Source organism: Bradyrhizobium sp. CCBAU 53421, from assembly GCF_015291625.1.
In the GTDB taxonomy this organism is placed as follows: domain Bacteria; phylum Pseudomonadota; class Alphaproteobacteria; order Rhizobiales; family Xanthobacteraceae; genus Bradyrhizobium.
Genome location: NZ_CP030047.1, coordinates 1,843,600 through 1,865,249 on the forward strand (window position 1 = coordinate 1,843,600; position 21,650 = coordinate 1,865,249).

22 protein-coding genes are annotated in these 21,650 nt (G+C 65.5%); 12 read left to right on the forward strand and 10 right to left on the reverse strand.

The annotated features are described in order from the left end of the window. Positions 1 to 34: 34 nt before the first annotated feature. Entirely contained in the window at positions 35 to 1,720 is a 1,686-nt protein-coding gene (locus XH92_RS08715) for a methyl-accepting chemotaxis protein (protein WP_194458844.1), read from the forward strand. 368 nt (positions 1,721 to 2,088) lie between these two features. Here the strand turns inward: XH92_RS08715 and XH92_RS08720 are convergent, their stop codons facing one another. Beyond that, positions 2,089 to 2,472 carry a nuclear transport factor 2 family protein gene (locus XH92_RS08720; RefSeq protein WP_194458845.1) on the reverse strand — a complete coding sequence of 128 codons (384 nt, stop codon included), beginning with the start codon at positions 2,470 to 2,472 and terminating at the stop codon, positions 2,089 to 2,091. A gap of 135 nt (positions 2,473 to 2,607) precedes the next feature. Between XH92_RS08720 and XH92_RS08725 the strand changes: the two genes are divergently transcribed. Beyond that, positions 2,608 to 3,564 (forward strand): LysR family transcriptional regulator, encoded by a 957-nt coding sequence (locus tag XH92_RS08725; RefSeq protein WP_194458846.1) that lies wholly within the window; start codon positions 2,608 to 2,610, stop codon positions 3,562 to 3,564. Positions 3,565 to 3,578: 14 nt separating this feature from the next. Here the strand turns inward: XH92_RS08725 and XH92_RS08730 are convergent, their stop codons facing one another. Next, entirely contained in the window at positions 3,579 to 4,526 is a 948-nt protein-coding gene (locus XH92_RS08730) for a DMT family transporter (RefSeq protein WP_194458847.1), read from the reverse strand. Positions 4,527 to 4,776: 250 nt separating this feature from the next. Beyond that, on the reverse strand, positions 4,777 to 5,622 hold the full coding sequence (locus XH92_RS08735) for a metal-dependent phosphohydrolase (RefSeq protein WP_194458848.1): 846 nt from the start codon (positions 5,620 to 5,622) through the stop codon (positions 4,777 to 4,779). A gap of 133 nt (positions 5,623 to 5,755) precedes the next feature. On the opposite strand from XH92_RS08735, the gene XH92_RS08740 reads away from it, so the two are divergent. Continuing rightward, complete coding sequence (locus XH92_RS08740) at positions 5,756 to 6,157, forward strand: DUF1330 domain-containing protein (RefSeq protein WP_194458849.1); 402 nt, start codon at positions 5,756 to 5,758, stop codon at positions 6,155 to 6,157. A 148-nt stretch (positions 6,158 to 6,305) separates the two neighbouring features. Here the strand turns inward: XH92_RS08740 and XH92_RS08745 are convergent, their stop codons facing one another. After that, the gene (locus XH92_RS08745) at positions 6,306 to 6,923 is read right to left on the reverse strand and encodes a TetR/AcrR family transcriptional regulator (RefSeq protein WP_194458850.1); all 618 of its coding nucleotides are present in this window, start codon (positions 6,921 to 6,923) and stop codon (positions 6,306 to 6,308) included. 74 nt (positions 6,924 to 6,997) lie between these two features. Here XH92_RS08745 and XH92_RS08750 point away from each other — a divergent pair, with 74 nt between their 5' ends. Continuing rightward, positions 6,998 to 7,402, forward strand: a complete 405-nt coding sequence (locus XH92_RS08750) for a hypothetical protein (protein ID WP_194458851.1) — start codon at positions 6,998 to 7,000, stop codon at positions 7,400 to 7,402. A gap of 100 nt (positions 7,403 to 7,502) precedes the next feature. Here XH92_RS08750 and XH92_RS08755 read toward each other — a convergent pair whose 3' ends face one another. The 5 genes from XH92_RS08755 to XH92_RS08775 form a co-directional block, all read right to left on the reverse strand. Further along, positions 7,503 to 8,657: an alpha-hydroxy acid oxidase gene (locus tag XH92_RS08755; protein WP_194458852.1), complete on the reverse strand. Its 1,155-nt coding sequence runs from the start codon at positions 8,655 to 8,657 to the stop codon at positions 7,503 to 7,505. Between the two features lie 133 nt (positions 8,658 to 8,790). Further along, on the reverse strand, positions 8,791 to 9,600 hold the full coding sequence (locus XH92_RS08760; RefSeq protein ID WP_194458853.1) for an MlaD family protein: 810 nt from the start codon (positions 9,598 to 9,600) through the stop codon (positions 8,791 to 8,793). Between the two features lie 247 nt (positions 9,601 to 9,847). Further along, positions 9,848 to 10,777, reverse strand: coding sequence for a DMT family transporter (locus XH92_RS08765; protein WP_194458854.1), 930 nt, complete (start codon positions 10,775 to 10,777; stop codon positions 9,848 to 9,850). Between the two features lie 300 nt (positions 10,778 to 11,077). Continuing rightward, entirely contained in the window at positions 11,078 to 11,461 is a 384-nt protein-coding gene (locus XH92_RS08770; protein ID WP_194458855.1) for a hypothetical protein, read from the reverse strand. A 352-nt stretch (positions 11,462 to 11,813) separates the two neighbouring features. Beyond that, entirely contained in the window at positions 11,814 to 12,587 is a 774-nt protein-coding gene (locus XH92_RS08775) for a LuxR family transcriptional regulator (protein WP_194458856.1), read from the reverse strand. A gap of 79 nt (positions 12,588 to 12,666) precedes the next feature. Here XH92_RS08775 and XH92_RS08780 point away from each other — a divergent pair, with 79 nt between their 5' ends. From XH92_RS08780 to XH92_RS08790, 3 genes are read left to right on the forward strand one after another with little or no spacing between them, the layout of a single operon-like run. Continuing rightward, complete coding sequence (locus XH92_RS08780; protein ID WP_194458857.1) at positions 12,667 to 13,323, forward strand: acyl-homoserine-lactone synthase; 657 nt, start codon at positions 12,667 to 12,669, stop codon at positions 13,321 to 13,323. Then, positions 13,283 to 14,647, forward strand: a complete 1,365-nt coding sequence (locus XH92_RS08785) for a cytochrome P450 (protein ID WP_246788339.1) — start codon at positions 13,283 to 13,285, stop codon at positions 14,645 to 14,647. Before XH92_RS08780 ends, XH92_RS08785 begins: the two co-directional genes overlap by 41 nt. Positions 14,648 to 14,685: 38 nt before the next feature. Beyond that, positions 14,686 to 14,904 carry a hypothetical protein gene (locus XH92_RS08790; protein ID WP_194458858.1) on the forward strand — a complete coding sequence of 73 codons (219 nt, stop codon included), beginning with the start codon at positions 14,686 to 14,688 and terminating at the stop codon, positions 14,902 to 14,904. Between the two features lie 31 nt (positions 14,905 to 14,935). On the opposite strand, the gene ybaK is transcribed toward XH92_RS08790, so the two are convergent. Next, positions 14,936 to 15,418 carry a Cys-tRNA(Pro) deacylase gene (gene ybaK, locus XH92_RS08795; RefSeq protein ID WP_194458859.1) on the reverse strand — a complete coding sequence of 161 codons (483 nt, stop codon included), beginning with the start codon at positions 15,416 to 15,418 and terminating at the stop codon, positions 14,936 to 14,938. 349 nt (positions 15,419 to 15,767) lie between these two features. Here ybaK and XH92_RS08800 point away from each other — a divergent pair, with 349 nt between their 5' ends. From XH92_RS08800 to XH92_RS08820, 5 genes are all read left to right on the forward strand, one after another. After that, on the forward strand, positions 15,768 to 17,060 hold the full coding sequence (locus XH92_RS08800; protein ID WP_194458860.1) for an adenylosuccinate synthase: 1,293 nt from the start codon (positions 15,768 to 15,770) through the stop codon (positions 17,058 to 17,060). Positions 17,061 to 17,095: 35 nt separating this feature from the next. Next, complete coding sequence (locus XH92_RS08805; protein ID WP_194458861.1) at positions 17,096 to 18,649, forward strand: hypothetical protein; 1,554 nt, start codon at positions 17,096 to 17,098, stop codon at positions 18,647 to 18,649. A gap of 194 nt (positions 18,650 to 18,843) precedes the next feature. Further along, the gene (locus XH92_RS08810; protein WP_194458862.1) at positions 18,844 to 19,278 is read left to right on the forward strand and encodes a DUF5413 family protein; all 435 of its coding nucleotides are present in this window, start codon (positions 18,844 to 18,846) and stop codon (positions 19,276 to 19,278) included. A 280-nt stretch (positions 19,279 to 19,558) separates the two neighbouring features. Continuing rightward, a complete protein-coding gene (locus XH92_RS08815) occupies positions 19,559 to 21,181 on the forward strand; it encodes an inorganic phosphate transporter (RefSeq protein WP_194458863.1) in 1,623 nt (540 codons plus the stop codon). 21 nt (positions 21,182 to 21,202) lie between these two features. Beyond that, positions 21,203 to 21,613 carry a Crp/Fnr family transcriptional regulator gene (locus XH92_RS08820; protein ID WP_194458864.1) on the forward strand — a complete coding sequence of 137 codons (411 nt, stop codon included), beginning with the start codon at positions 21,203 to 21,205 and terminating at the stop codon, positions 21,611 to 21,613. Positions 21,614 to 21,650: the final 37 nt, after the last annotated feature.

Consider the following 21,650-nt stretch of genomic DNA (forward strand, 5'->3'; position numbering starts at 1 on the left):
CGCGTCGCGTTCCCCGCCTCTTCTGGAGATCCCCGTGAAGCTGTCAAATCTGAAGATCACCCCCAAGCTCGGCATTCTGGTGGGGGTGACCCTCCTTGGTCTGTGCACGGCCGGCATCCTCGCCGGTCAGCTGATGCAGCGTGAGATGACAAATGCTCGCATCGACCAGGCCAAGGCCATGGTCGAGATGGCGAAGAACATGGCAGCGAGCCTGAAGAAGGATGTCGACGCCGGAAAGATGACCAAGGAAGCGGCGCTGGCCGAGTTGGGCAAGCGCGGCAACGCGATGACCTACGATAATGGCTCGGGCTATCTGTTCGGCACGGACTACAACGGCATCACGGTGCTGGCACCCGATCCGAAGCAGGTCGGCACCAACCGCATGGACGTCGTGACCAACGGCCGCAAACTCTCTCAGGAGCTGATGGACGGCGTGAAGGCCAAGGGCGACATTCTGCTGTTCTATGAATACGTGAAGCCTGGTCAGGAGACGCCGATCCGAAAGCTTGGTTACGCCGTCGCGGTGCCTGGCTTCGACATGTATCTCGGCACCGGCGCCTATCTCGACGATATCGACGCCAAGATGCGTCCCATTGCCTGGTTGCTCGGGCTCGCGATCCTCGGCATCGGCGTCATCTCGAGTTCGGTCGCCTGGCTGATCGGGCGCAGCATTTCGCGGCCGCTGAACCTGCTCGGTGCCCGCATGCGCGACATCGCGGACGGCAAGCTCGACGGCGACATTCCCGGCGTCGGCCGCGGCGATGAGGTCGGCGGCATGGCGGCAACCGTCCAGGTCTTCAAGGACAATGCGATCCGTATCCGCGGCCTCGAGCAGGCCGAGGCCGAGACGCAGGCACGCGCCACCGCGGAGCGGCGGAGCGCGATGCAGAACATTGCCAGCGATTTCGAGCGCAGCGTGAACGGCATCGTCCGTACGGTGGCCTCAGCCGCCGCCGGCATGCAGACCACGGCGCAGTCGATGACCGCAACCGCGAGCGATGCCAGCGCGCGGGCCGCGACCGTCGGTGCCGCCTCCGACTCTGCTTCCAACAATGTCGGCACCGTCGCCGCGGCGGCCGAGGAGCTTTCCAGCTCGGTCGCGGAAATCTCCCGCCAGGTGGCGCGCTCCAGCGAGGTCGCAAGCCAGGCGGTGGCCGATGCCGAGCGTACCAATGCCACCGTGCAGGCGCTCTCCACCGGCGCCGAGAAGATCGGCGAGGTGGTCAAGCTGATCCACTCGATCGCCGCACAGACCAACCTGCTCGCGCTCAATGCCACCATCGAGGCGGCGCGCGCCGGCGAATCCGGCCGCGGCTTCGCGGTGGTCGCGTCCGAAGTGAAGGCGCTGGCCAACCAGACCGCGAAGGCGACCGAGGAGATCTCGGCGCAGGTCGCCGCGATGCAGGCTTCCACCGGCGAGGCGGTGACCTCGATCGGCGGCATCACCGCGACCATCGCGCAGATGAGCGAGATCACGGCCTCGATCTCGACCGCGATCGACCAGCAGGGCGATGCGACGCGGGAGATCGCGCGCAACATTCAGCAGGTCGCGGCCGGCTCGAGCGAGATCTCCGCCCATATCGGCGGCGTCACGTCAGCGGCCGCCGCCACCGGCACCGCGGCCGGCGACGTGCTGTCGAATGCACGCGAGCTCGACACCCAATCGGGCATGCTGCGCAACGCGGTCGACGAGTTCCTGCAGAAGGTCCGCGCGGCGTAACGGATTGCGTAGGGTGAGTCAGCCGAAGGCGTAACCCCACCCTGCGATTCTCTCATCCGTCATCCTGAGGAGCGCGCATTGCGCGCGTCTCGAAGGATGCACGGCCCCGCCGGTGGCCGTCGATCCTTCGAGACGCCGCTACGCGGCTCCTCAGGATGACGGAGTTGGCAGATTTGTCGTTTCGCTACTCGCAGTGACGAAGGGCGGCGCCTACTGCTACTCCCGGGCCGCCGCAGGGGCGCGCTACCAAAATATCGAAAACAACCCCATGCACAGTAGCCGGTGGCCGCCGGCGTGCGACCAGCCAGCTTGACACGTCGGGCAACTCAGTGTCATATTTCTAATATTCCGAAAATTGGCCGCGGGTGTTACGATCCGGCCGGGTAGACCTGCGCGACGTGAAACGCCTTGGTGGTGACGAGCCACCTGCCGTCGATCCGGTGAAACACGAGATGGTCGATGAAGCCGGTCTGGCCGGCCCTGACGCGCACCTTGGCGATGGCGAGATCGGACGCGGTCTGCTCGATGCTGATGATCGCCTCCTCGCGCGGCGACTTCATCGACGCCGGCGAGGGACGGCTGCGGATGAAGTCGCGGAATTCCGCGGCCGACCGCACCGTGTGCCTGCCGTCCCGGATGCCGTGCACGATGCAGGCATCGGCGAACACGTCGTGGAACCGGCTATCGTCGACGTCGTACATCAGGTTGAAATATCCATCGATCGCGGATGCGATGGCCTGAATGTCGCTCATTGCAGGATCTCCGTAGTGGATGATTTGGTGGTGGCCGCACCGGATCGAGCCGGTGATCTGCCCCGACAGTGGCCGATATGGTGGCGGAGTGCTACGACTGGGCGGTCATCTCTTGGATGACTGAGAGGCATCGGCATGGACGAAGTTGACGGTCGGTTGGTTGGTGGCCTCGTGGTCCTCGCGGCGCTGGCGGATGCGCGCGGTTTTGGCCGGGCCGCCGAACGGCTCGGCATGACGCAATCCGGGGTCAGCAAGGCGATCGCCAAGCTCGAGGCGCGCCTCGATGCCAGGCTTGTCCACCGTACCAGCCGCGCCGTCGAGCTCACCGAGGAAGGGCGCGCACTTTACGAGCGGGTTGCCGGGCATCTGGCCGGGATCGGCGAGGCGGCGGCGGAAACCTCGAAGTCGCGCGATGCGGTTCGTGGCAGGCTACGGGTCAATGTCGACCCGCTGTTCTCCCGCATGGTGCTGGCGCCGAAGCTGAGCGAATTCCTGCTGCAGAATCCGGGCATGGAGCTGCGTATCGAGACCCGCGACCGGATCGCGGATCTGGTCAGCGACGGGTTTGATCTGGCGGTGCGTTTCGGCGAGCCGGTACCGTCGGCGCTGATTGCGCGGCGCGTCCTCGATGCGCGCGTGCTCACCGTGGCCTCGCCGATTTATCTCGAACGACACGGCCGGCCGCTTGATCCGCGGGAGCTTGCGAGCCGCGACCATCAATGTATCCAGGCCATCGACGCGGCGACGGGGCGTCCCTTCGATTGGGAGTTTTGGCGCGGCGGCGAGGTGGTGCCGGTCGTGGTCAACGGCCGGCTGACCGTGTCCGATTCAGGAACCAAGCTCGGCGCTTGCCTGGCCGGCTTCGGCATCGCGCAGGTGATCGATATCGGCATCGACGATCACCTGAGGAGCGGCGCGCTGGTCGAGCTGTTTCCGGATTGGCCGGACGAGCGCTTTCCGCTCTACGTCTATTACGCCTCGCGTAACCACGTGCCGGCCAAGGTGCGGCGGTTCATCGACTTCATCACGGACACGCTGGCGGCAAGGCCACATTCGCCGCGCAAAGCCGCCGGCTTGCGCAAGGCGAGCTAGCCATATCCCCGGCGTCAGCTCGCGGGTTTTGCCGATCCCTGCCGCGAGGCGATGATGACGCCGGCAAGCACCAGCGCGTAGCCGATCAGATGGAACGGCGCCAGCGTCTCGCCGAGCAGCAGGATCGCCATTGCCGAGCCGAACACCGGCACCAGATGGAAGAACGGCGCCGCGCGGTTCGGGCCGATCAATGCGACGCCGCGGTTGAAGAACAGATAGGCGAGCGTGGACGGGAAGATCAGCGTGTAGCCCAGCGTGGCAAAGGTCAGAAGGTCGAGCTTCAGCGTCACGCCGTTCAGGAATTCCCAGACTGCCACCGGCAGCAGCATCAGCGCACCACAGCAGGTGGTGAACGAGATCAGCGAGAGCTGATGGATCTTCGGCCGCCGCGGGATCAGCGCCGAATACAGCCCGAACGACACCAGCGAGGCGCCGAACATGATGTCACCGCGGTTGAAGCGGATGCTGGCAAGTGCCGAGAAGTCGCCGCGCAGGATGATGGTCAGCACGCCCGCCAGCGAGATCGCGATGCCGGCAAGCTGCGCCGGCGTCAGCCGCACGCCGAACAGGATCAGCGACCACAGCGCCACGAACAGCGGACCGGCCGACTGGATCAAGAGCGCGTTGAGCGCCTCGGTATATTGCATCGCCCAGTAGGAGATCGCATTGTTGAACGCGAAGCCGACCGCAGACAACAGCAGCATCAGCGGCAGCGCTTTGCGCAGCTTCGGCCAGTCCTCCTTCAGATGCGGCCAGGCGAACGGCAACAGGATCAGGAACACGCCGAACCAGCGGATCGTGGTCAACGTGACCGGCGGCACATGGCTGCCGACATGCCGCGCCAGCACGATATTGGCGGCCCAGAACAGCGACGTCAGGCTGAGCAGCAGATAAGGCTGGTTGTTGAGCCAGTGCAGCGGGGAGCGGCGCGGGGTTGTGGCAGGTGTGGGCAAGGCGGTCATTATCTGGTGGATGTTGTGCCCGAATCCGCCGCCGCCACAAGACGAAAGAGCGGATTGGAGCCATGCGCACCGTGTCATCACCGCAGGACACGACGTCGAATGCAGAATTATCCCCGTCATCCTGAGGAGCGCGAAGCGCGTCTCGAAGGATGCACGGCCCGGCTGGTGGCCGTCGACCCTTCGAGACGGCCGCGGTGCGGCCTCCTCAGGGTGACGGTGATAGTTCGTGTGCGTGGCCTGCGCGATCCGCCTATTTCTGCGGGCCCGACAGCGAGATGTCGCGCTCGGCGCGAAACACGTTGCTGTAGAGGTTGGCGATCCACTGTCGTCCGGTGGAGGTGATGTTGAGGTGACGGATCGCCTTCTGCACGTGTGGTGCGACGCTGTCCCAGTAGAAGCGCGGATAGAGGTCGACGAGATCGGCCGGCGAATCGTAGCCGAGCTGGCGGTTCAGTCCGGCCTCCTCGAATTCGAGGTACAGCGCGTTGGCCTTGCGGATGTAATGGGGATCGCCGAGCTGGCCGATCAGGTCGGCGGCCCGCAGCAGGATGGCCTCCTCGCCGAACTCCTCATCGCCATCAGGCGCGCTCTGCGGAAAGCGTGTGCCCTCGATGGCGCGCGCGATGCGCTCCTTGTCGAGGAGGGCGACGCCCTTGAGCCGCTCCATCACGAAGATCTTGGAGCGGTCGACGTGATAGGACATCAGCCCGGCATCCGACGAGCCGCGCGGCAGGATCACCTTGCGGCCATCGGCGGCGACCAGATAGCCGTTCTCGTCGTCGGCATCGAACAACCCGCGCACGTAGCCGATGTCGTGGGTGAGGCAGGCGACGATGACATGCGCATAATCCTCGGCGCTCATGTGCGAGTGCAGCGCGCGGCCGCGCAGGATGGCGTGGCCGGCCAGGGTCACCAGCATGGTGTGCTCGACATTGTGGTAGAGCGCGTCGCTGTTGCCGATGCATTCGATGGCGATCCGCGCGATCGAGGGCACCATCTCCACGAGCTGGGTCTGCGAAGAGCCGAAGCGGCGCTGCATGTATTCGCCGAGGAATTTGCCGAGCGCGTCGGCCGCAAGTTCGGGAAGGGTCATCACGGCATTGACCTCCGAGATCGAGTAGCGAGCTTACGGCCTGCCAGCATTTCAGGGTAGTCCCGCGATGTGACATAATCGTTGCGGCCGGGCCGACCCGGCCCGGACGGATGCGATCTTGGACGGGAGCTGATGGATGGGTGTCGATCTCTTGAACGTCAAAGGCCTGAGCGAGCTGGATCAAGCGGCTCCGGTCGTGATGCTCAACCTGATGCGGTTTCGCCCGCGGTCGCTCGACGGCGACGGCTCGGGCTGGGATGCCTATCTACGCTACAGCGCGCTCACCGTCCCGATGATCAAGGCGCGCGGCGGCACGCTGCTGTGGACCGGCAGCGCCGAGACGGTCGCGCTGGGCGAGCCGGCCGGCCAGCGCTGGGATTATCTTGCGCTGGTCTATTACCCGAGCGTCGCTGCTTTCCTCGACATGATGACCTCGGCCGACTACGAGACCCGCTGCGACCCGCACCGCCGCAATGGCTGCGAGGAGCACGTCATCATCGCGACGCGCGAGGCCTACAGCAAGTTCAAGGTCGGGTGAGGTGGTTGAGAGCGCGACTTCGCCGTCGGGCCTATCACCGTCACCCTGAGGAGCGCGAAGCGCGTCTCGATGGGTCGACGGCCCGACTGGGGCCGATTCATCCTTCGAGGCTCGCCCAGCGGCGCAATTGCGCCGCAAGGCTCGCACCTCAGGATGACGGGTCTGACAGATTAGAAAGCGCCGCGTGGCAGGCCGTCTGCACCACGCGGCAGACCTCATCCCGCGACCGCCCTGCGCTCAGCGAGGCGAAGGTCGGATAGCTCGTCAGCGCGAAGATCAGGTCGACCGCGTCCTTGCGGGCCTGCGGCGACGCGCCCCTGCCGGCGATGCGGTCGATCAATGAGGTGACGCCGCGGCGGCGGCGCTCGTTGCGCTCGTGCACGGCTTCGGCGAATTCGGGATCGGTCGCCATCGCGTCGTGCAGGCGTCCGACCGCGGAATCCCGGCTCCAGAATCCGCAGAAGATCTCGACCATGCGGTCGAGCGCGGCGCGCGGATCGGCCATCGCCATGGCATCGGCGAGCTGATGCAGCCCGCCGTGGCGTGCGATCTCGTCGAACACGGCTTCGAGCAGTCCGCGCCGCGAGCCGAACTGGTTGTAGACGGTCAGCCGGGTCACGCCGGCGGCCTTCGCCACCGTATCCAGCGAGAAGCGCGCAATGCTCTCGCCCTCGCGCAGCGTGCGCGAGGCGGCCTCGATCACGCGCTCGCGGGTCTCGGCGGCGGCGGCGCTGCGCGCCGGGCTCACATAACTGCGCGGCGGCATCGGTTTGCCTTGCTTTCGTCGGATTGACTATACATTATGTATATCTAATTTCCAATGCCGTTTGGAGCAACGTCATGCAGACCGTCCTCATCATAGCCTTGTCCCTTCACGCCTTGTCATCGGTGTTTTGGGCCGGCTCCAGCTTCACGTTGGCGCGCACCGGCGGCCTTGGCGGCGAAAAGCTGCTGTTTCCGCAGATCGGCGCGGCGACGGTTGCGATCGTGACCGGCGCCACGCTGTGGCGCCTCGTCCATGAGGGGTCGTTTGCGCTGTCGGAGCGGATTTTGGCCGGCGGCGCGATCGCCGCACTTGCCGCGATTGCCGTGCAGATCATCGTCGGCGGCGGCGCCGTCAGGCAGTTGCGCAATGGTGCGGCCGATCCGTCAGCCGCGCGTTCGCGGCTCGCGGTCGCCCAGCGCATCGCCGCCGGGCTGCTCGCGATCACGGCGCTCTGCATGGGCGCCGCGCGCTATGCGTGAGCCTAGAGCCCCGTGCCGATGGAATCGGAACGGGGCTCTAGACTCTTGTTGTGACGCGTTTTCTTAACGCGAACCGGCATCCACTTCGCTCGAAAACGCTTCAGAACTTCCGAACCAGGTCCGGCGTGATCTCTTTCAGGCTGCGGATGCCGAGCAGCGCGAGGTCGCGGTCGATCTCGGCGTGCAGCAGCGAGATCGCACGCGCGACGCCGGCTTCGCCAGCGACCACGGCGGCATAGAGGAACGGACGGCCGATCCAGACGAAGTCGGCACCGAGCCCCAGCGCCTTGATCACGTCGGTGCCGCGGCGGACGCCGCCGTCCATCATCACCGTCATGCTGCCCTTCTGCGCCGCGATCTCCGGCAGCGTGCGCAGGGCGGAGACCGTGTAGTCGAGCTGGCGCCCGCCATGGTTGGAGACCATCACGCCGTCGCAGCCGTGCTCGCGCGCCAGCCGCGCATCCTCCGGCGAGATCAGCCCCTTGACCACGAGCTTGCCGCGCCAGCGCTTGCGGATCAGCTCGACGTGCTTCCAGGCCAGCTGGTCGCGGCTGCCGATGTTGCGCATCAGATTTTTGGACAGCACCGGCGGGCCCTGCTTGGCGTCCATGTTCTCGAAATGCGGCATGCCGTGGTTGAACACGGTGCGTAGCCACGTGTTCAGCAGCCAGTCCGGATGGGTGATGGTGTCCCAGAACACGCGCGGCGTGATCTCGAGCGGCACCTGGAAGCCGTTGCGGATGTTGTTCTCGCGGTTGGGCGGCACCGGCACGTCGGCGGTGACGACGAAGGTGTCGTAGCCGGCTGCCGCGACGCGATCGACCAGCGGCTCGATGCGCTCGGGGAGCCCGGCGAGATAGGCCTGGTACCAGGCCTGCTGATTGGCGGCGCGAACGTCCTCAAGGGTGATCAGCGAGGAGGCCGAGAGGATCATCGGGACATTGGCCGCGGCCGCGGCGCGCGCCAGCACGATGTCGCCGCGATAGGCGCACAGCGCGGACGAGCCCATCGGCGGAATCCCGAACGGCGAGGCATAGGTCTTGCCGAACAGCGTCGTGGTCTGGTCGCGGCCGGAGACGTCCTTCAGCACCCGCGGCACGAAGCCGTACTCGTCGAACGCCCGGCGATTGTCTGACCGTGCCGCGTCGGTCTCGGCACCGCCGGAGATGTAGCCGTAGAGGAATTTCGGCAGCCGCCGCCGCGCCTGCGGTTCGAAATCGTCGAGCGTGAGATAGCGCCGCAGACGGCGGGGCACGGCGCTCGCCGCGCGGTTGACGGTTGCGGGAGGCGGGGAGAGGGCTGCGGTCCGGTCGTGCACGTTGGGCGTTTCCGTTGTTCTTGGTTGTTGTTCTTGGTTCTTGTTCTTAGGTCTTGGCTGGAACGCGAGGCTAGCGCCTGGCGGCGGGCTGGACAAATTTCTCGTTGAACTTGTTGACGGACTGGCTGACGTCGCTGAGCGTCTTGCGGGTCTCGGCGATCATGGCGCCGGACTTCTTGTCGAAGCTCTCGATCAGCTCGCGCAGCGAGATCACGGTCGGCAGCAACTCGCCGCCATATTTGTCGCTACCGAAGCTCTTCAGGAACTTGTCGGCCGAGGTCAGCTTGGCGTCGACAGTGCTGATGCCGTCGTCGGCGGCGTCGATGAAGCCGGCGATCAGCTCGCCATTGCCCGACAGCGAGTTGGTGAAGTTCTCGAGCCCGAGCAGCGAGTCCTTGATGTCGGCCTCGTTCTCGGTGATGACGCGGTCGACATTGCGCAGCGCGACGCGCAGCTTCTCCTGGATGCCCATCGTGCCTTCGGCGTCGGCGGTCAGCTCGGGAATGCCGTCGGCGCCGAGCGGCGGCGGAGGGGCTTCGTCGGTGCCGCCGGTGAAGGAGATCGAGGCGATCCCGGTGAGGCCCTGGAATTCGAGGCCGGCCTGGGTGTCCTTCCTGATCGGGGCGTTGCCCTCGATCCGCGTCATCGCCACCACGCGGTGACGGTCGAGCCGGATCGAGACCACCTCGCCGATCCGCACGCCGGCGAAGTTGACGCTGGCGCCGCGGCGCAGGCCCGACGCCGAGCCCTCGAACACGACGCGGAACGGCACCATCCGCTTGATGCCGGCATAGCGCTGATAGCCCAGCCAGCCGCCGAGCGAGCCGGCGATCAGGGCCAGCGTCAGGGTGCCGATCACGAGATTGCTGGCGCGCGCCATGCGTTTGGGACCTGTCCGCGAAATAGACCTCAAGAGATAGCGGATTTGCCGCCGATAGTCACCGCACCCGTCCCTGCCTCTCCCCGCGTGCGGGGAGAGGCCGGAACGCATGTAGCGCAGCGGAATGCGTTCCGGGTGAGGGGGAGTCTCCGCGAATTCATCTCGCTCCGTCTTTGCGAAGCGAGCCCCTCACCCTGACCCTCTCCCCGTAAGAACGGGGAGAGGGAAGGAGGTGCTCTTCCGACAGTCACGCCGCCGACTGCCGCCGCGATGCCGCGAACACGCCGGCCAGCACCAGCGCGAAGCCGATGAAATGGAAGGCCTGCGGATGCTCGCCGATGAACACGATCGACATGATGGTGCCGAACACCGGAACCATGTGGAAGAACGGCGCGGCGCGGTTGGCGCCGATCAGCTGCACCCCGCGGTTGAAGCACAGATAGGCCACCGTCGAGGGAAATACCGCGACATAGAACAGCGACAGCAGATTGCCGGTCGTGAGCTGCATCACCGGACGCGTGCCGAGTTCCCGGATCAGGAACGGGACCAGGAACAGCGCGCCGCAGCCGAAGGTGAAGGCCGCGACCGACAGCCCATGGATTTTGGGCCGCTTCAGGGTCAGCACCGAGTACAGCGCGAAGATCACCAGCGCGGCGATGAAGATCAGGTCGCCCTTGTTGAACTCGATCTTGGACAGCGTCGTGAGATCGCCGTGCAGCAGGATCACCAGCACGCCGGCGAGCGACAGCAAGACGCCGCAGAGCTGCGCCAGCGTCAGCCGAGCGCCGAGCAGGATCAGCGACCACAGCGCGACCATCAGCGGCACGGAGGATTGCAGTAGCAGCGTGTTGAGCGCCTGGGTGTGCTCGAGCGCCCAGTATTGCAGCGTGTTGAAGGCGCTGATGCCGGTCATCGACAGCAGCATCATGATGCCGAGATTCTTGCGGATCGCGGGCCAGTCGCTGGCGAGGTGCTTCCAGGCAAACGGCAGGATGATCAGGAACGCCACGAACCAGCGCAGGAACGACAGCGTCACCGGCGGGATATGGCCGGCCGCGAGCCGGCCGACGATCGCATTGCCGGCCCAGCACATCGCGGTGATGCAAAGCAGCAGATATGGCTGATTGGCGATCCAGGAGCCGGACGCCGGCGTTGTGGTGGAATCGGTGGCTGACATTCAAAAAGGCCCGGGTTCGCGACGCCGTGGCCCGCTCGCCCGGCCGCCGCCGGGCCGGTAGGGTCGACCCGGCGCCCCGTCACAGACACGGTTTCCGCTACTCCATCAATGGGGATAGACGCATCGCGACCATGCGCGCAGGGCCCTTACGGGGAGGCGCGATGGCGTTTTGCCGGACGTCCGCCACAAGCCTCTAGAGCATGATGAGATCAGGTTGAATAGAAGCGGCGTCGGAGGCTCACCTCTCCCCACTGGGGAGAGGTGAACCGACCCCGAGGCCAAACCCAACTTCATCTCGCTCTAGCCGGTCTCTGGCGGCTTGGTCTGGCGCCTGACGATCTGCTCGGCGAGCTCGATCAGGATCCGCTTGGTGTCGGGGTCCTGCACGTCGCGGAACACCCGCAGCATGCGCAGCTCGAGCAGCGACTGCAGCGATTCCGCCGCCTGGCCGCCTTGTGCCTGCGCGGCGGCGGGCCGGCGATTGAGGATGTCGGCGGTGATCCCGAGCATCTCCGCGACGGTCGCAAGGCGCCCGGTATCGACTTTCACCGTGCCGTCCACGCCGGCCTTTTGCAGGGAGGCCCCCGCGCACAGGATCTCGGCGAGGTCTGCCTGCGACAGCCCGATTTCGCGCCAGCGCGCCTGCACCAGTTGATCGATCTGGTCGTCCTGCGATGTGCTCATGTTGCGCCTGGGCGATCTCCAGCTACGTCCGTCGACGGCATGTCCGTGACGATGATTGGTAGCAAATGGAACTGTGGTTCGTCGTGACGGGACTTCTACGGATCACCCGGACCGACAATCGGTCCAGCCGCACCTGGCGGCCTACAGGATGATCCGGACTTTCACGGCAGCCGGGCGGGCACTGCAATAAGTACCCATGGTCCGAGATTCCGTCATCCAGCCCGGCCTTATTATCAAGATCGCACGCGGTGATCTTTGTATCAAATGCAACCCTGATGTGTGATCTCACCGCAGTTCGCGGCGCTGCCGCCTGAGCGAGGTCAACGCGCGAGCGACGGCCGCGCGGCGCCGCTCACAAGTCGATGATCCCGAGCGCGATGCTCTTCGCCACCCCGTGCGTCTTGTTGGAGGCCTCGAGCTTGCGCAGCGCCTGCTTGATGAAGCCTTCCACCGTCTCCGGCGAGATGCCGAGGATCTGCGCGGTGTCGGCCACGGTCTTGCCGCGTGCCGCCCAGGCGATCACTTCCTTCTCCCGCGCGGTGAGCTTGATGGTTTCGGCGGCGTCGGCGGGCTTGAGGATGGTCGGCGCGTTGCGCTGGTCGCGGTTGACGATATCCATCGCCCGCTGCACCCAGTAGATCATCAACAGATGCAGTTCATGGCGATGGCAGATGAACAGCTTGTCGAAATCGCGCGGTTCATCCTCCCAGAAGAACACCGTCGAACTGGAGTGCACGGCGCCGAGCCGGTCGCGATAGTGGAACGGCACCACGAAGCCGTCCTTGAATCCGAACTCCCGGGCGGCGTCCATCGTCTTGACCTCGGGCGCCCGCTTGTGTCCGCTTCGCTCCGGCAGCTTCAGGCTGCTCCAGCTGAATGGCGTGTTGGTGCGTCGCGACCGCGCCAGCGCCGGATCGGCATGGACGAACTCGTTCTGCACATAGGCCCGCTTCCAGGCGTCGGGATAGGTGCCGACATGGTAGGGCAGATCGAGGTCGGGCCGGCCGGCATCGACAAAGGCGAAGCCCGAGAAGCCATAGTCCTGGACAATACGGTGCAATGACGAGCTGAGCTCGTCGATGGTATCCGACGCCTCGATGGTCGAAATCGCGTCTACCAGGCCCATTGACTAAAACCCCCGGTTTCCGGGGGTACCACAGTTAACCCCTTTCGTTCCAGATGTTCCGCATTTGGAGGAAAGGATAATGCTGCATTCATTGGACGGATATCATGCACTCATCACCCGCGAAGAGCTTGATCCGGCGCATGTCGGGGCGATCTTGCGCTTGCGCAAGCGCCTGTTCGTCGACCATTGCGGCTGGCTTCTGAGCACGACCGGCGACGTCGAACGCGATCAGTTCGACTGCTGGTACACCGAGCACTGCCTGTTGTTCTCAGGCGTCGAGCTGGTCGGCGGCTTCCGCGCGATCCGCACCGATTATCCCTATCTGACCCGGTCGGTGTTCCCGCAGCTTGCCGTGCGCCGCTTTCCGAGCAGAAGCGACGCCTGGGAGATCAGCCGCTTCGGCGTGCTGCCTGGTGGCGCGAGGTCGCAGGCTGCACGCGTCAACTACGCGCTGATGTTTCGCTTCGCCGAGTTGCGCGGGGCGACGGCGCTCGTCGCGCTCGCCGACCTGTCCTACGAGCGCTTCCTCACCCGCATGGACATCCGCACCCGCCGCTACGGCCCGCCGCAGGTGATCGGCAGTGATCGCCTGGGCCGCCCGCTGACGGCACTCGCCGGAGAAATCCCGCTTGGTCTTTCCGACAATCCCGGCCTGACCAAATTCCTCGACCTTGGACGGCAATTGGAGATTCACGATGCTTCACATGTTCTCGGACGTTCGAGCATTCCAGCGTGATCCGCTGCGTCTGCTGCTGACCCGCGGCAAGGAGGCCGAGCTCGGGCTCGTCCCGCTGCGGCTTGGACCCGCACCCGTCTTTCTGGTGAACGATCCCGATCTGCTGCGCCCGATCCTCAAGGCGCCGGAGACCGACATCGGAAAGGGCAAGCTGATCAAGAAGCTGATGCCGGTGCTCGGCCGCAGCTCGCTGATGCTGAGCGGCGAGGAGCACAAGCGGCGCCGTGCGGTGCTTCAGAAGCACATGGCCAAGGGCAGCGTGGAGAAATTCCTGCCGCATATGTGCGCCGAGATCCGCGCGGTCGGCGCCAGCCTGGCGCGGCTCGGATCGTTCGATCCGCACCATGTCACGGCGATGCTGGCGTTGCGGACCATCTGCGTCGCGATCTTCGGGTCGCAGGTGATGTCGTCCGGCGACGAGGAAGCGCTGGTTCAGGCCGTCGGCGTGATCGAGGATGATCTCGCCGAGGAGATGTTCCGCGCGTTGCCGTTCGGCCCGGTGGCTTGGTACCGGCGCCGGCAGAACCGGGTCTGCGCCAAGCTGGCGATGTCGACGGTGGTGCAGCGCCTGCGCCGCAAGGCGGGCTCGAGCAGCGCGCTGCGCGATCTCGAGGCGCTCGGCCTCAGCGATCGCGATCTCGAGGACGAGATCCTGACGCTGCTGCTCGCCGGCCATCACACCACGGGTTCGACGGCGGCGTGGATGTTCTACCAGATGGCCGCCGATCCCGCGCTGATGGACGACATTGCCGACGAGGCGGCGGAGTGCCTCGGCGACGACGGCGAGTTGCGGCTCGACGCGGTGAAGCGCGCCAATCTGAGCGCGACGTTCGTCAAGGAGGTCTGCCGGCTCTATCCCAGCGCCTGGTGGTTCTCGCGCGAGGTGATGCAGCCGGTGACGATCGGCGGGCGCGAACTCAAGGTCGGCACCTCGCTGCTGATCTGTCCCTGGCAGTTGCAGCGCGATCCCAGGCATTTCCCGGATCCGGACCGCTTCCTGATGACGCGGCGCTACAACACCGATGCCTACATCCCGTTCGGCGCCGGCCCGCGCGCCTGCGCCGGGATGGGGGTTGCGATGCTCGAATTGCAATTGCTCGCGCTCGAGATCGCCGCGGCCTATCGCTTCACCGCCGTCAGCCCGAATCCGGCGCCGTGGCCGAAAGCCTCGGTGACGCTGATTCCGCCGCCGATGACGATCGATATCGAAGTCCGCGAGATGCCATCGCGCATCCTGCATCTCGGCGAGGATGCCGAGCGGCTGCCATACATTCCATCCGCCAGCGCGGCGTCCATCAGCACACTACAATCGGTATCCCAATGACAACACACATCACGACGGCCGGCATCGGGCAGAGGGCCATGGATCAAGTGCAAGTGCGCAGTTTGCGCGACGTCATCGCGGTGCTGATCGAGCAGCGCAGCATCGTGACGGCTTCCGGCGCGACCTTCGCCGCACATCTGCTCGATCTTGCGATCATGCAGCTCAGGCTCAACGTCAACGATATTTCGGCGGAGGAATTGACCGGCCTGTCCGACTACGTTGGCGCGGAGTTTGGCCGGGACAAGCCCTCGCATTGAGCGCACAGAGCGTTTTCGAGCGAAGTGGGTTCTAATCCTGAGTCGCCACCAGCGCCTTCATCGTGGCGCCGGCGGCGAGCGCGGCGTCGTTCGGATCGATCTCGATCTGCAGGCCGCGCTGGCCGCCATTGACGAACACGGTGACATGGGTGAGCGCGGTCTCGTCGATCGCGGTCGGCACCTTCTTTTTCTGGCCGAACGGGCTGATGCCGCCGACATGGTAGCCGGTCAGCCGCTCGGCATCGGCCGGGCGCATCATCCTGGCCGACTTGCCGCCGAGGGCTGCGGCAAGCTTCTTCATGCTGACCTCGCAGTCGGACGGCACCACGGCGCAGACCGGCTTGCCGTCGACCTCCGCCATCAGCGTCTTCAGCATGCGGTTCGGATCGACGCCGAGCGCCTCCGCCGCCTGCAGCCCGATGCTCTCGGCGCTGGAATCGTAGACATAGGTGTGGAGCCTGAAGGCAATGCCGAGCTTGCGCAGCGCCATCGTTGCTTGTGTCGAATTGGGCATGGTCCGGGCCGGTTGATACGGCCGAATGATCGCCGCAATGGGCCCGCCGATCAATCGGACGTAGGGTCAGCCCGAGGCGGCGCCAACATTAAATTCTCGCCAGTCCGGCGCGGCCGGGCGCGACATGGAATTTTTGGGGGATATCAAAGGGTTGTCGCTCATCTAAAAGGCGTAAACGACCCCGTTCTTGCTTGCGCAGCCGACCCGCTTCCGTTATCCGGTAGGCGCCTTGCGTGTGCGCGGCCGGGCGCCGCGATTTGGGCTGGGCATATCATGCATGGTCGCTGTGGGCGGACGCGTTTTCGCCGCGATCGTGGTCTCTGAAACACCTGAAGGGAACATCTTCGCAATGGCCAATGTTGTCGTCGTCGGCGCCCAATGGGGTGACGAGGGGAAGGGCAAGATCGTCGACTGGCTGTCGGAACAGGCCGACATCGTCGTGCGCTTCCAGGGCGGCCACAATGCCGGCCATACGCTCGTGATCAATGGCGAGACCTACAAGCTGGCGCTGCTGCCCTCCGGCGTGCTGCGCCCGAACAAGCTCGCGGTGATCGGCAATGGCGTGGTGTTCGATCCGCAGGCCTTCCTCGACGAGGTCGCCAAGCTGAAGGGCCAGGGCGTTGCCGTCGGACCGGACAATCTGCGGATCGCCGAGAACGTCACGCTGATCCTGCCGCTGCATCGCGAGCTCGACGCCCTGCGCGAATCCTCCAACGCCATCACCTCGATCGGAACCACCCGGCGCGGCATCGGCCCGGCCTATGAGGACAAGGTCGGTCGCCGGGCGATCCGCCTGATGGATCTCGCCGATCTCGATACTCTGCCGCACAAGATCGAACGCCTGCTGGCGCACCACAATGCGCTGCGCCGCGGCCTCAACCTCGCGGAGATCGACGGCAAGGGCATCCTGACCGAGCTCTCGGCGCTGGCGCCGAAGCTTTTGCCGTATGCCGAGACGGTGTGGCGGCTGCTCGACCTCAAGCGCCGCGAGGGCAAACGCATCCTGTTCGAGGGCGCGCAGGGCGCGCTGCTCGACGTCGATCACGGCACCTACCCCTATGTGACGTCGTCCAACACGGTGGCGGCGCAGGCCGCGACCGGCACCGGCCTCGGGCCGGGTGCGGTCGGCTATGTGCTCGGCATCTGCAAGGCCTACACCACCCGGGTCGGCCAGGGACCGTTCCCGACCGAGCTGAACGACGAGATCGGCGAGGAAATCGGCCGCCGCGGCAAGGAATTCGGCGTCAACACCGGGCGCAAGCGCCGGGTCGGCTGGTTCGACGCGATGCTGGTGCGACAGACTGTCCGCACCTGCGGAATTGCCGGGCTGGCGCTGACCAAGCTCGATATTCTCGACGGGTTCGACAGCATCAAGGTCTGCATCGGCTACAAGCTCGACGGCAAGGAAATCGATCATCTGCCGGCGGGCGAGGGCGCGCAGGCCCGCATCGAGCCGATCTATGAGGTCATCGAGGGCTGGAAGCAGCCGACCGCCAATGCGCGGTCCTGGGCGGACCTGCCGGCTCAGGCCATCAAGTATGTCCGCCGGGTCGAGGAACTGGTGGGGTGCCCGGTCACCCTGCTTTCCACCAGTCCGGAACGTGAAGATACTATTCTGGTACAGAATCCGTTCGAGGCTTAACGGGATATTACCTATATCCCACCAATTGTGTGGAAATGGCTGACTACTACCCGCTGATCGCCCGTGCCATCGCCGGACTGGACCCCAACGCTCCCGGCGAAGCCCGCCGCGCGCTCTACGCGCGGGCGCGGACGGCGTTGATCCAGCAACTTCGCGGCGTGCAGCCGCCGCTCTCGGAGTCCGAGATCACCCGCGAGCGGCTGTCGCTGGAAGAGGCGGTCCGCAAGGTCGAGTCCGAGGCCGCGCAGCGCGCCCGCGAGGCCTCGCGTCCTGGCGGCGGGGCCCGCGGCAGCGACCCGCTGCGCCGTGCCAATCCGCGGCCGCCCGAGCCGAATTCCGCCGACACTGCCGCGCGCCCGCGGCCGCCCGCCGAGCAGCGCCCGCCGCGCAATTTGCGTCCCGACGCGCCGCCGCCGGCCCCACCGCGGCCGCAGAACCCGCCGGTCCCAGCCGGCTCCGATACCCAGCCGCCGCAGACCCGGCCGGCGCCGCCGCGCCGCGGTCCCGAAGGCGCGCAGCCGCCGGTGCCGCCGGCGGCCCCGGGCGTGCGCGGCTTCCGCGACATCACTGCCGATGCCGACGATCTCGGCCGTGCCGCGGCGCAGGCCAGCCGCAACGCGCGCAAGACCTACGCCAACGTGCCGTCGCCCTCGCCGGAATTCGACCGGCTCGAGCCGAGCCTGGAAAACCGCGGCGGCGATCCCGAGACGCCCTATTCCTACGAAGAGTCGATCGAGGAAGCGGAACGCTACACCCCGCAGCCGCCCCAGGCGCCGCCGCCACGCTCGCGAGTCGGCAATGGCGAGCGTGAGCCGAAGCGGCCGCGCGTCGGTTCGATGTTCCCGTTCAAGACCGCGATCGCGATCGGCATCCTGCTGATCCTGGTCGGCACCGGCTTTCTGTTCCACCAGCAGGCCGCCACCCTTGTCAGCAGCCTGTTCAAACCCTCCGCCCCGGTCGAAGCGCCGAAGGATGCCGCGGCGACGCCGTCGAGCAAGAAGATCACCGACCGTGTCGGCCAGCCGTCGTCGGGCGAGCCGGTCGCTCCGGTGGCGCAGCGCGTGGTGCTCTATGACGAGGACCCGTCGGATCCGAAGGGCAAGCAATATGTCGGCTCGGTAGTCTGGCGCACCGAGCAGGTCAAGGGATCGGGCAACCAGAAGCCCGACATCGCGGTGCGCGCCGACATCGACATCCCCGATCGCAAGTTCAAGATGACGATGTCGTTCCGCCGCAACACCGATTCATCGCTGCCGGCGAGCCATACCGCGGAATTGACCTTCATCCTACCGCAGGACTTCGCCAATGGCGGCGTCGGCAACGTGCCGGGCATCCTGATGAAGTCCAACGAGCAGGCGCGCGGCACGCCGCTGGCCGGGCTCGCGGTCAAGGTCACCGACGGCTTCTTCCTGGTCGGCCTCTCCAACGTCGACGCCGACCGCTCGCGCAATCTGCAGCTCCTCAAGGAGCGCTCCTGGTTCGACGTGCCGTTGGTCTACACCAACCAGCGCCGCGCCATCATCGCGATCGAAAAGGGCGCCCCCGGCGAGCGGGCCTTCAACGACGCCTTCGCGGCGTGGGGTGAGTAACAGGCTCGGCGCTCACTTCGGTGCTCACGATCTCATCGCCCGGCTGAGTCCGGCCGATTCCGTATCGCAGCGAAGTTCGGCTGTTGCAGCGCATCGACGCGATGATCCCGGAACAGTGCCGGGCTCTTTCGATTTTCCCCTAGAACAGCCGCGTGACTGCGTTACACTCGCCTGACGCTGGGCAGGGGCACGCCATGAAACGCTATCTGATCTTCGCAGCCGTCGGGCCGTTCATCGGCGGCTTCCTGCTGCTGCTCATGACCACCTATCAGTCCGGCTACTGGACCGAGACCAATGGCGGCGAAGTGGCGAAGCTGCTCGTCGTGTTCGTGAAGTCGCTGCAATACAATTATCTGTTCGGCATCGTGCCGTCGCTGATGTTCGGCGCGATCGACGACATTCTGATGCATATGCGGCGGGTCACGCCGACGGTGCGGATGCTGATCGTCGGCGCCGTGGCGTTCGTCGGCGCGGCGCTGACCTACGCCTCGCACGGCTCCGAAAGCGGCCCGGTGCAGTTCATCCTCTACGGGCTGGTCGGCTTCATCCCGGGCGTGATCACGTCCTGGCTGGCGCATCGATATGCCGAGGAGTTGCACGCGCCGGCGCAGCATGCATCCCAGCATTAGGGCGTGCAGCGCCTCCTTTGTAAAAACAGAAATTTTCGGCTTTGACGTGATTGGCAGTTTTTCACCGGTCGACGCGGTAATGCATCGTGGCCGGAGGAGGCCCTGCCTTACGCACGGCGAGCATCGGGTCGCGCTATTATCGTAGTCTTGTCAATGCACTAGGAGCGGGTCGCAGGTCGGCCGCATCGCGTTTCATGGAACTGTCACATGCGCGTCATGTAAACGTAGTCCCAATGTCACATGGCCGCTTTTGTCCTCCCGCGGCCGTGAGGGCGATCATATGAGCGATGTAGCGTTACCTGGTTCGATCGAGCCCGCGCGGCGCCGCGGCCCCGATCTCGAGAAGGGCTTTCATCCTCTCACCGGCATCATCTATCTCGGCGTGATCGGCGCGGCGCTGCTGTTCGTGGCTTACAGCATCTATGCGGATGTCGGTGCGACGGGGGCCGGGAAGACCTCTTATGCGGCGTTCCTGCTGCTGTTCGTCGCGCTGTTGATCTCGCTCGGCTTCGAATTCGTTAACGGCTTTCACGACACGGCGAACGCCGTCGCCACCGTGATCTACACGCGCTCGATGCCGGCTCGCATCGCCGTGGTCTGGTCGGGCCTGTTCAACCTGATCGGCGTGCTGCTCTCCAGCGGCGCGGTTGCCTTCGGCATCGTCTCCCTGTTGCCGGTCGAACTGATCCTTCAGGTCGGCAGCAGCGCCGGCTTCGCCATGGTGTTTGCGCTGCTGATCGCCGCCATCATCTGGAACGTCGGCACCTGGTATTTTGGATTGCCCGCCTCGAGCTCGCACACCCTGATCGGATCGATCATGGGCGTTGGTATCGCGAATGCCCTGATGCACGGACGGGAGGGGACCTCCGGCGTGGACTGGTCGCAGGCCGTCAACACCGGCAAGGCGTTGCTGCTGTCGCCGCTGTTCGGATTTGCGCTCGCCGCCATCCTGCTCTTCGGGCTGAAGACCGCGCTGCTGCGCGCAACACCGGCGCTGTTCGGCGAGCCGAAAGGCGATCAGCCGCCGCCATGGTGGATCCGCGGCATCCTGATCCTGACCTGCACCCTGGTCAGCTTCTTTCACGGATCGAACGACGGTCAGAAGGGTATGGGTCTCATCATGCTCATCTTGATCGGCGTGGTCCCGACCGCCTACGCCCTCAACCGCGCGATGCCTGCGAGTCAGATCGAGGCATTCACCGCGAACTCGGCTGCGGCGAGCAAGGTCATCGAGGATAAGGGAGCCGACCGCAAGGTGGCGGGCAATCCGCGTCCGGCGGTGACGAACTACATCAGTCTTCGCCAACTCGGCGACGATACCTATCCGTCACTCGCCGTCCTCGTCGGCGAAATCCGCGACCAGGTCGTGCAGTACGGTTCGCTGGCGAAATTCCCCGCCGAGACCGTCGGCAACACGCGCAACGACATGTACCTGGTGTCGGAGGCACTCCGCTTGCTGATGAAGAGCAGCGACAACGGGCTGAACGATGCGGACGTTGCGACGCTCAATCGCTACAAGGGCTCGCTGGATGCCGCGACCAAATTCATTCCGTCCTGGGTGAAGATTGCGGTCGCCATCGCGCTCGGCCTCGGCACGATGGTTGGCTGGAAGCGGATCGTCGTGACGGTGGGTGAGAAGATCGGCAAGACCCATCTCACCTATGCGCAGGGTGCCTGCGCCGAGATCACGGCGGCGGCGACCATCGCCGCGGCTGATGGCTACGGCTTGCCGGTGTCGACGACGCATGTGCTGTCGTCCGGCATCGCAGGCACCATGACCGCCAACGGGTCCGGCCTGCAATGGTCGACAATCCGCAACATCGCGATGGCCTGGGTTCTGACCCTGCCGATGGCGATGCTGATCTCGGGCGTTCTCTACTTCGTTTTCGCGCATTTGTTTTAGCCGGAGCAGCAAGACACCAGGATGCATCGGATCTGCATCCGGGTTCGGGGAAAGGAATTTCGAGTGGCAGATGCAAGCTTCAGCCTTCTGACGGGCAACGATATCGAAACGCGCCTGGTGCGGGCCGGCGGCGTTATCTTTCGCGAGGGTGAACAGGCCAACGAGCTGTTCGTGATCAAGAGCGGCTTCGTGCGCATTCAGGTCGGCAACAAGACCATGGCGGACCTGCCGGCGGACACGATCTTTGGCGAGATGGCTTTGATCGACAACGAGCCGAGGAGCGCGACCGCGACGGCGCTCACGGATGTCGAGCTCGTCCCGGTCTCGGAAAAGCAGTTTCTCTTCCTCGTCAGCCAGACGCCGCATTTTGCCCTGAAGGTGATGAGGACGCTGGCCCAGCGGCTCAGAACCATGAACAAGGGCGTGTATTAAGCGAGACGAGGATCGAGTCTTGCGCCATCGATTTCAA